This window comes from Actinomycetes bacterium (assembly GCA_036000965.1).
GTDB lineage: Bacteria > Actinomycetota > CALGFH01 > CALGFH01 > CALGFH01 > DASYUT01.
In genome coordinates, this window is the sequence record DASYUT010000090.1 from 1 (window position 1) to 8,886 (window position 8,886).

8 protein-coding genes and 1 pseudogene are annotated in these 8,886 nt (G+C 70.3%); 2 read left to right on the plus strand and 7 right to left on the minus strand.

Translation table 11 applies throughout. The annotated features are described in order from the left end of the window. The 5 genes from VG276_07240 to VG276_07260 all read right to left on the minus strand — a co-directional run. Nucleotides 1-473 (minus strand): glycosyl hydrolase family 57 (locus VG276_07240; protein ID HEV8649192.1); only part of this gene is annotated, 473 nt, incomplete at its 3' end. A 32-nt stretch (nt 474-505) separates the two neighbouring features. Then, complete coding sequence (locus VG276_07245) at nt 506-1,978, minus strand: glycogen synthase (GenBank protein HEV8649193.1); 1,473 nt, start codon at nt 1,976-1,978, stop codon at nt 506-508. 626 nt (nt 1,979-2,604) lie between these two features. Then, nucleotides 2,605-4,335: an NAD-binding protein gene (locus tag VG276_07250; protein ID HEV8649194.1), complete on the minus strand. Its 1,731-nt coding sequence runs from the start codon at nt 4,333-4,335 to the stop codon at nt 2,605-2,607. Between the two features lie 9 nt (nt 4,336-4,344). After that, complete coding sequence (locus VG276_07255) at nt 4,345-4,509, minus strand: hypothetical protein (GenBank protein ID HEV8649195.1); 165 nt, start codon at nt 4,507-4,509, stop codon at nt 4,345-4,347. Between the two features lie 66 nt (nt 4,510-4,575). Further along, a complete protein-coding gene (locus VG276_07260) occupies nt 4,576-6,186 on the minus strand; it encodes a DUF6345 domain-containing protein (protein HEV8649196.1) in 1,611 nt (536 codons plus the stop codon). Between the two features lie 232 nt (nt 6,187-6,418). Here VG276_07260 and VG276_07265 point away from each other — a divergent pair. Beyond that, nucleotides 6,419-6,557 (plus strand): annotated as a pseudogene (locus tag VG276_07265) (sigma factor-like helix-turn-helix DNA-binding protein). 79 nt (nt 6,558-6,636) lie between these two features. Here the strand turns inward: VG276_07265 and VG276_07270 are convergent. After that, on the minus strand, nt 6,637-7,047 hold the full coding sequence (locus VG276_07270; protein HEV8649197.1) for a PPOX class F420-dependent oxidoreductase: 411 nt from the start codon (nt 7,045-7,047) through the stop codon (nt 6,637-6,639). A 668-nt stretch (nt 7,048-7,715) separates the two neighbouring features. Between VG276_07270 and VG276_07275 the strand changes: the two genes are divergently transcribed. Beyond that, nucleotides 7,716-8,222 (plus strand): hypothetical protein, encoded by a 507-nt coding sequence (locus VG276_07275; protein HEV8649198.1) that lies wholly within the window; start codon nt 7,716-7,718, stop codon nt 8,220-8,222. Between the two features lie 214 nt (nt 8,223-8,436). Here the strand turns inward: VG276_07275 and VG276_07280 are convergent. Beyond that, nucleotides 8,437-8,886 (minus strand): SPFH domain-containing protein (locus tag VG276_07280; GenBank protein ID HEV8649199.1); only part of this gene is annotated, 450 nt, incomplete at its 5' end.

The window sequence follows — 8,886 nt, forward strand, 5'->3', positions numbered from 1 at the left end:
CCGAGCCACTCCACCGCATGCCGCACGCTCGGGTCGCGGGTGAGCCGCTCGAGGGTGTCGAGCACCTCGCCCGCGCCCATGCGCCGCAGCCCCTCAAGCAGCGTGCCCGAGTACTCCAGCATCACCCGCGGCTCGAAGCCCTCGGCGAGCAGCTGGGGAACAAGCTCGCCCATCCGCTGGTAGCACCACCGGAACGCGGCCGCGTTGTGGTTGTCGCCGATGTCGGGGTGCTCCAGCATCCACTGCAGGTTGCTGACGATCGTCGCGGTGTGCAGCTCCGCCCCGCCGGCCGGGATCAGCGGCTGGTGCATGTGCAAGGCGACGGCGAAGGCGCTGTCGACCTCGGCCAGCCGCGCCGGGGTTTCGCCGAGGAACACCGGCCGCTCCCGCCCGGCCGCGACCGCCCCCTCGATCAGCGCCTCCGAACCGCACAGGTTCGGCAGTCCGTCTCCGTACTCGGGTAGCTCGTGCATGGGCCCTCCTCGGCGGCTGCGTGCTGCGGTCGCTACTTGTGCCTTACGTGGTCGTAGACGTTCAGGTAGTGCTGCCCGGCCGACGCCCAGGAGTAGTCGGTGCGCATGCCGTTGGTCATCAGCTCGCGGAACCTGTCCGGATAGGCCTGCCACAGGCCGATGGCACGGATCATCGCCGACTCGAGCGCATGGCCGTCGACCTGGTGGAACACATAGCCGTTGCGGTCGTGCGGCGGCCGGGCAGCGTAGTCCTTGTCGAACACGGTGTCGCACAGGCCACCGATCGCCCGCACGATCGGCACGGTGGCGTACCTGGAGGCGATCAGCTGCGCCAGGCCGCACGGCTCATACAGGCTCGGCATCACGACCAGGTCCGCGCCGGCGTAGACCAGGTGGGCGAGCTCCGGGTCGTAGCTGAGCTCGAGGTGGCAGTCCGGGTGGTCGTTCAAGTACCACTTGAGCTGCCAGAACTGGTCGCTGATCGCCGGGGTGGTGCCCGACCCGACGAGCACGAACTGCGCGCCCCTCGCCAGCGCGTAGGAGATGGCGTGCTGGATGAGGTGCACGCCCTTCTGCTCGTCGAGCCGGCCGACGTAGGCGACGATCGGCTTGAACTCCTGCCGTAGCCACAGCCGCTCCCGCAGCGCCTGCTTGTTCGCGTACTTGTGATCGAGGGTGTCGAGGGAGTAGTTGCACGCGATGTGCCGGTCGACCTCGGGGTTCCAGACGTCGTAGTCGACCCCGTTCAGGATCCCGCCGAACTTGCCCCGATGCACCGACAGCGTGTGCCCCAACCCCGTGCCCTGGTCGGTGTACAGCGCTTCCCAGGCGTGTTGGGGCGACACCGTGGTCACGAAGTTCGCGTACACGATGCCGCCCTTCAACAAGTTCAGCGCGCCGGAGTTGAGGTTGTCGCGCAGCCGGGTGTCGTCGAAGTAGTGCTCGGGGCGCAACAGCCCCGTTGCCCACAGCACCTGCTCGCCGCACACGCCCTGGTGGCGGAAGTTGTGGATGGTGAGGCAGACCCGCTGGTGGTCCATGCCGAGGTGCTGATACAGCTCGAACAACAGCACCGGGACCAGCGCCGTCTGCCAGTCGTGGCAGTGGATCAGGTCCGGCCGCTTGCCGCTTTTCAGCAGGAACTCCATCGCCGCCTTGCAGAAGAAGGCGTACCGCATGACGTCGTCGTCGGAGCCGTACACATGGCCCCGACCGAAGAAGTTGTCCGCCGAGTGGGGCTCGATGAAGTAGCACTTCCGGCCGTGGACGAACCCGAACCAGACCGTGCACGGGATGGCACCGCTGTACCACGGCACCCACAGGTCCTCATCGGCGACGCAGAGGCCGTAGACCTCCTCCAAGCGCAGGCAGTCGTACTTCGGCAGGAGGATCTCGACGGCGTGCCCGCGGATCTCGAGCTCGCGGCTCAGACCGAAGACGACCTCGCCGAGGCCGCCGGCATGGGTGACCGGGGCGCATTCGGGGGCGACCATCACCACGTACATGACGCGCTCACCCCGCTCGCCGGCGAGGCCGTACAGCCCGGCGACCGCCGTTGCCGTTCGTTGGGTCCGGGGCGGTGCCGACATCGATGTGCCAGCAGGCGGCGCGCATGCGCCTGACAAGGGTCTGCAGCTCGGCGCCCAGCTGGGCGGGCCAGACGGTCGTGGCGTTCATGCGCCTGTTCGTCGGCGTCCCAGCGGGCCTGATTGAGCAGCCGCCGTATCCGCACGGCGAAGGATGACGTGACAAAGCAACCACCTGCTTGCGTCCGAGGCCAGGACTTCCGGGCGGACCCCTGCGATGGGTCCACGCGCCGACGCGCCACCACGCGGCGCATCGGTGCCCCTCGCTGGGCGGGCAGCGGAGGAGCGCCGCGGAGTCGGCGACCGCCTCCGGCCGTAACAAGCCGCCGTAACAAGCCAAGGAGCGTAGGACGGATTGCCCGAATCGTCAAGGTCCTGCGCGTCGCGCGCCGACCGGTGAAGGTGGAAGACCGTGACCGGCTGCGCGCGATCGAGGAGGGATCTGTCCCGCCGCAACCCTGGGCCTCGTCCCCGAGTGCGGGGAGGATGACCGAGTGAACGCAGCGAGCGATGGGTCGTATGGCTCGAAGCCGAGGCTGGCCTCGCTAGGTCGCTGGTGTGAACTTCGGTGCTGGTTGGGGGGCCCCACCCTCCGGCGCTGCCTTCTCCGGTGCCTCGATGTGGGAGAGGGCCTCGGCGAGCCCTTGGCGGGTGACCACCACCGTCAGTTCCTCACCGGCTATCAGGGAGGTGTCGCCCGCTGGGCACCAGCGCTGCTGGCCGCCCTCTGCGAGCGCGAGCACCCGGCCCCGCGTGGCCTCCTCGAAGCCGGCCACGGTGACGCCGGCCGCCTGGGAGCCGTCCCCGACCCGGAGCCGAGCGACGAGCAGGACCCTGCGACCCGCGGGAATCGAGGCGATCACGTGCTCGCCCACGGCAGCGGCGGCGAACGCGGGTGCGGCCAGCGTGGAGGGGCTGCGGGAGCTGTGGAAGTCGAAACCCCGCTCCACCCGCGCGGCCAGGTCCGAGTCGTAGAGTCGCAGGACCACCCGCAGGTCGGGCCGGAGCGCGCGGGCGTTGAGCGCGGCCTCCAGGTTCACGATGTCGCTTGAGGTGACGACCACGATGGAGCGCGCGCTTGCGACGTGGAGGGCCTGCAGGGTGTCGCGCAGGCGGATGTCGCCCGCGAGCACCGGGACGCCGAGGCGCCGCATCGCCGGGAGGAAGCGATTGGACCCGTCGAGCTCGACCGCGACGACGGGGACGTCAAGCGGCGCGAGCTGCTCCACCACCCGGTAGCCGATGTTCCCCAGCCCGCAGACCACGACGTGGTCACTCAGGTGACGGGGGATCGGGTCATGGGCGCGCGCCAGGCGGGCACTGACGATCGCATCGGTGAGCAGCGCGAACAAGACCGTGAGCGTGCCGGTGCCGAAGAGCATCAGGGCAACGCCGTAGAACTCCAGCGCTCCTGGGGCGTCCAACAGGTTGATGTCGCCGAACCCGGTGGTGGTGACGACCGTGACCGTGAAGTAGACCGCATCCACCAGGTCGAGGTGCTTGAACCGCGCGAAGATCAGCACGCTGAGGACGCAGATCGCGGCGAGGATTGCCGCAAGGATGCGCAGCCGGCGGTCGGCGGCGAGCACCGTCCCCACGGAGACGACGGTGCGGGCAGGTGTGCGCCGCCGGCGCACGCGGTGCCCACCCGCCCCCTCCGGCTCCGAGGTCGGAGGATCGTCGGCCAAGCAGAGCTGGTCGTCTCCGGCCGGGGGGAACAGCTCGGCGTCACCGTCAGGAAGGACATGGGCGAGCGGCATGATCACGCCGGGTTCGCCCGGCGAGGCGGGCCGTACCACCAGGCGGCGCCCGTTGACCTGCAGGCGCTGCTGCCGGTCCCGGTGCAGCGCCGCAGAGACGAAGGCGGGCACGGCCATGGCCGCGGCGTCGAGCACCTGGCAGTCGCGGAACAGCAGCTGCACCCGGCGGCCCAGCTCCTGGTTGAACATGCGCAGGCGGATGCGGAGACGCGGGTTGAGGTCGTGGGCGACCAGCGCCGCGTGGACGTTGCCGACATCGTCGTCCTCGGTGACGACCAGCGCCGCGGCGGTCTGGACCCCAGCGGTGCGCAGCACCTGCTCCTGGCGGTAGCTGCCCTCGAGCAGCGTCACGCCAAGCGCCTTTGCCCCGGCGGCGAACTCCTCGCGCGAGGCGCGGGCGACCACCACCACCTCCTCGCCGAGGCGGCAGAGCTCCTCCAGCGTCTGGAAGCCGAGCTCGTTGAGCCCGCAGAGGATGACGTGCCCGCTGGTCGGCGCTGTCGGGATCGTATTCACACCGCAAGCCTACCCAGCGGCGGGTGGGCGCGCGGCGGCCTCGGTCCGCTCGGCGGCCAACCGGAGCCCGAGCCCGACGAAGACGATCCCCAGCAGGCGGTCCTGGATACGCCGGACTCGGGGACGCTGCGGCAGCGGACCCAGCCGGCCGATGCCGAGCGCGTACAGGCTCAACCTCCCGCCCGAACAACCGATGAAACCGGTGCGTCACCCGCACACGTCGATACCCACCGCCGGCTCTCAGCAGGTCGTCCACATGCACACGAGCGTGGACGGCGACGTCGGGTCCGCCGAGACCGAGCCGTGACCCCACAGGTGGTCGTTGCGCGGGTCTGCTCCCGGTGCGATCACATACATCGCGCCCACCCACACGGTGGGGCCGTCGGGTGCCGGGAAGCCGTTGGTGCTGGGCTGGATCTCGCGGGCGGTCCGGAACCACGCGTCGATGAGGGGCTGACCCTGGCGCGCGTACTCCACCAGCTTGCGGCCCTCGTCCTGGTTGTCGAAGGTGACCGCGCCGTACCCCATCAGGACGTGCAGGCCGTCGAAGGCGCCGTCCCAGCGGCTGAGCACATCGCCGCCGCCGCTGGCCAGCAGCTCGTCCTGCAACGGCCCGCAGGCGGCGATCACCATCCACTCAAGGTCCTGCCGGCCCCACAAGTCCCCCGGGCTCCCAGGGGCCGACCCGGTCTCGGAGAAGATCAGCGACCCGTCGTCGGGCTGGCTGAGCACCCAGCCGTTCTGGTCGGCGTGGCCGGTGTAGAACACGAAGTCGGCTGCGTCCACCCAGTCGTCGTCGTTGCGGCGCCAGTCCGACTCCCAGGCGTTGGCGTCGCCCCAGTTGAAGTTCACCGACCACCCGTCCGCGGCGAGCCCGTCGACAAACCCCTGGGCGTTGTTCTGGCTGCCCGGCAGCCCGCCGCTCGTGCCGATCCAGGAGGTGCCCGCCTCGAACGACGCGATCAGCGAGGCGTAGCCGCGCCGCTTGCCCGGCGGCGCCTGGAAGACCCGCGCCGGCTTGGCGAGCAGGCGCGGCGGCTGCGGCTCGGGGAACTTCACGGCCGGGCCGAAGCGGGTCGCGGGCAGCGTGACCACACGAAGCGGAACCCGCGTGTCGTCGAACCTGGCCACCGCCCGGTACACATAGACGGGGTAGAGGAACTCCTGCGCCACAAACGACGGCGCCGAGTAGTACGCCAGCTGCGACTCATACCTTTCCAGCCGCAGGCTCGCGGTGAGCTCGCGGAAGCTGGCGTCGGCCTCCTCCTGCGGGATGACCTCGGCCTCGAGGGCGACCCCCTGGACCTGGCGCCAGACCCCGCTGTAGGCGATCGGCCGGCCGCCGTCGCCGAGGGTGAGGTGGAAGCGCCCGCCGCCGCCCACGATGGGCAGCGCGCCCTCCACGCCCTGCCAGCGGCCGGTGAGGTCGACCTCGACCCCGTAGCGCACCTGGACGTCGAGCCGGCGGTCCTCACGCTCGGACCCGTCGCCAAGCGCCACGAACGTCGCGCCGGTCCGGCCCTGCCGCAGCCGGAACGGCGCGTCTTGGGCGAACCTGGGGAGCAGCTCCCCGGACTCGACGAACCGGCCCGCGATGCCGGCGGCGTCCTCGTCTCCGGGCAGCTCGGGACGCAGGTCGGGGTTCCAGAGCTGGGCCTGGTCGGCGGCCCACACGCCACCGCTGGCGCGGTCGACCTCGACCACCCGGGAGCCCGACCGCAGCACCAGCCGGGAGCCCAGCTCCTCGAGGGTGAAGTCGGTGGCGTCGAAGACCCGGGCTGCCAGGTCGATCACCTGCGGCGTGGTCACCTCTGGTTGCCCAAGCCGGAACACCGGGAGCCTTCTTGCCATGAGATACCTCCGTTCGCGCTGCTGGTCTGGACCAGCAGAGGCACCAGGCGGGCCGCTGATACAGCGCTGTTGGGGGCTGCCAGCCGGGGAGCCCGCCCACCCGGCCGGACCGTTCCTCCACCTCACTGGTGCACACCACCAAGACGCTTGAACGATTCCCTGGAGCAATTCCCTACGCCATGACCATTCCAGCCTCGACAAGGCCCAAGAAGGCGGTGATCGGGACCGCCGGCCTGCACAGAGGGCTGTGATCGTCCTGCGCTACCAGGAGGACCTGGTCAGAGGCGGAGGTGGCCCTCCTGCTCGGCCTGTCGGTCGGCACGGTGAAGTCGACCACGAGCCGGGCGCTGGCGAGGCTTCGGGCCGAGCTCGGCCAGGAGGCCGGCGACCTGGCGCGCCACACCGAGCAGCGGTGTGTCGCCAGACGCCACGACTGCCTGACAGGGCAGGCTAGCCGGCGTGGATGGGACCCACCCTGTCGATCGAGACACGAACGAGCACGCGCTGCTGTTGCCCCATGGCGCGGCGGTAGTCATCCCAGTCGGGATGCTCCCCGCTGATGCGGCGGTAGTAGTCGACCAGCCCGTCCATCGCCTCCGGCAGCGAAACGATCTGCGCCGTCCCCTCGATCTGCATCCAGCGGCCGAAGAACCCGTCCGAGAAGACACACAGGACCGCGGTCGGGTCGCGCCGCAGGTTACGCGTCTTGTAGGCGCCTTCCCTGGTCGAGATGACGACCTTCCCCTCGTCGTCGACCCCGACGAGGACGGGCGAGGTCTGCAGACCGCCACCGGACCTTCGGGTGACGAGCACCGCCCGGTGGTTGCTTGCGACGAACTCTCGTGCGTCGTCTGGGCCCACACGCCCTCCTTGTCGCCGAGCTCAGCCGTCAGGGTGCTGTGTATGGTTGCACACGCCGGCTCACCAGCCCTCATGCCACTCGCGGAGGATCGCGGTCAGGGCGAAGGGTGCGTAAACGTGGTCACGCAGCTCGCCGGTGCTGGGGAGCAGGCCAGCGAGCATGCCTCGTCGATGCACCCGAGCCGGTTGCTACTTGCCGGCGGCAGTCGGCCCAGCTTGCTGGAGTGGCGGCTCCAGTCGGAGCGCCTGGTGGCAGGCCCGCCCGATCGGCACGCGGCATCGCCGATCCCACGTCTGACCCGGGGCTCTGCCAGCGCACCGCGCAGCCCAGGGCCGCTCGCGAACCCGCCCGCAACACTTGGGGGAATCGGGCAGCCGCATTCGAGGTTCCTCCCATAGGTTCCTCCATGTGCGGATGGTCCGAAGCCGGCGACGTCGCAAGGCTTGGCAGCGCGACGCGCGCGGTCTGCTGGACGGCCGCGACCGAGATGCAGGAAGGACTCGTAAGGAGGGGGAGGCGTTTGACGCGGCTTCCTTCCAGCTCACCTCCCGACCGGCGGCTGCCCACCTCTCACCGTTCGGAGAAGGGATACAGGATGGAATCCCCGAGAATTCACCTTAAGCGACGTCTCGCCAAGCGACGTCTCGCCAAGCGACGTCTCGCCACGGTGGCCGGGATCGCCGTGCTGCTCGTCCTCGTGCCCACGGCAGCCTCTTCGGCTGCGAGCGCTACCAGGCAGGTCCAGGTGCTCGACGATTGCGACCCGGCGACCTTCAACGCCACGGTCGGCCCGGGCACGTGCGTGAAGGACGGAACTACGACGTTCTCGGAGTTCATCGCCCAGCTACTCGCGCAGGGCCGCGCGCCCGCCTGGCGCTTCGCTCCCGGGCAGCTCAGCCTCGACGCAGGCGGCACGCTGAAGGCCCGCAACCGCGGCGGCGAGGTCCACACGTTCACCAAGGTCGCCAACTTCGGCGGCGGCTGCATCGGATTCCTCAACGGCCTCCTGGGACTGACACCGGTGCCGGAGTGCGCGGGGTTCCCCGGGGGGGCCTTCGCGGCGACGGCGGTTCCGCCCGGCGGCACGCTGACGACGTCACCGCTTACGCCGGGAACCCACCGCTTCGAGTGCCTCATCCATCCCTGGATGCGGACGACAGTGACCGTCGGTTGACGATCCAGACCGGGGCGCGCGAGTGCCCCGGTCACCCCCTCTGGCTCAGCGAATCCGGTCGACCACGTCGTCCCAGCGCCCAATCGTCGCCTCGGTCTCATCGCAGCGCGCGCGGCCGCATGTGAGCAGGGCCCACGCCACCTCTGTCTGGCGACGGGATGCCCATCCTCCCGGTGGTGCTCGACGGACACGATGCTGATGCGCTCCGGCACCGTCAGCCCCGCTCGCCGTCGCCGTGGGCGGCGAACGAGCGGCCGGCCGAGCCGACCACGCCCTGGAGCAGGCTGGCCAGCTCCATGGGGACCACGAACTTGGTCGACGGGGAGGCGCCGATCTGCTTCAGCGCGTCCAGGTACTGCAGGCTCATGGTGTTGGCGTCGACGGTCTTCGCCACCGCGAAGATCTTGTCGAGGGCCAGGGAGAAGCCCTCCGCCCGCAGGATCGCCGCCTGGCGGTCGCCCTCGGCGCTCAGGATCGCGGCCTGCTTCTGACCCTCCGCCACGGTGATGGCGGCCTGCTTGGTGCCGGTGGCCTCGGTGACCACCGCGCGGCGGGTCCGCTCGGCCGACATCTGGCGGGTCATGGCCTCCTGGACCTGCGGCGGCGGGGTGATCTCGCGGACCTCGACGTTGGTGACCTTCACGCCCCAGCGCTCGGTGACCTC

What these genes read in the sequence shown, in the direction of transcription:
- VG276_07245 (HEV8649193.1), bottom strand. Translation starts at nt 1,978, where the DNA reads ATGTACGTGGTGATGGTCGCCCCCGAATGCGCCCCGGTCACCCATGCC.
- VG276_07260 (HEV8649196.1), bottom strand. Translation starts at nt 6,186, where the DNA reads ATGGCAAGAAGGCTCCCGGTGTTCCGGCTTGGGCAACCAGAGGTGACC.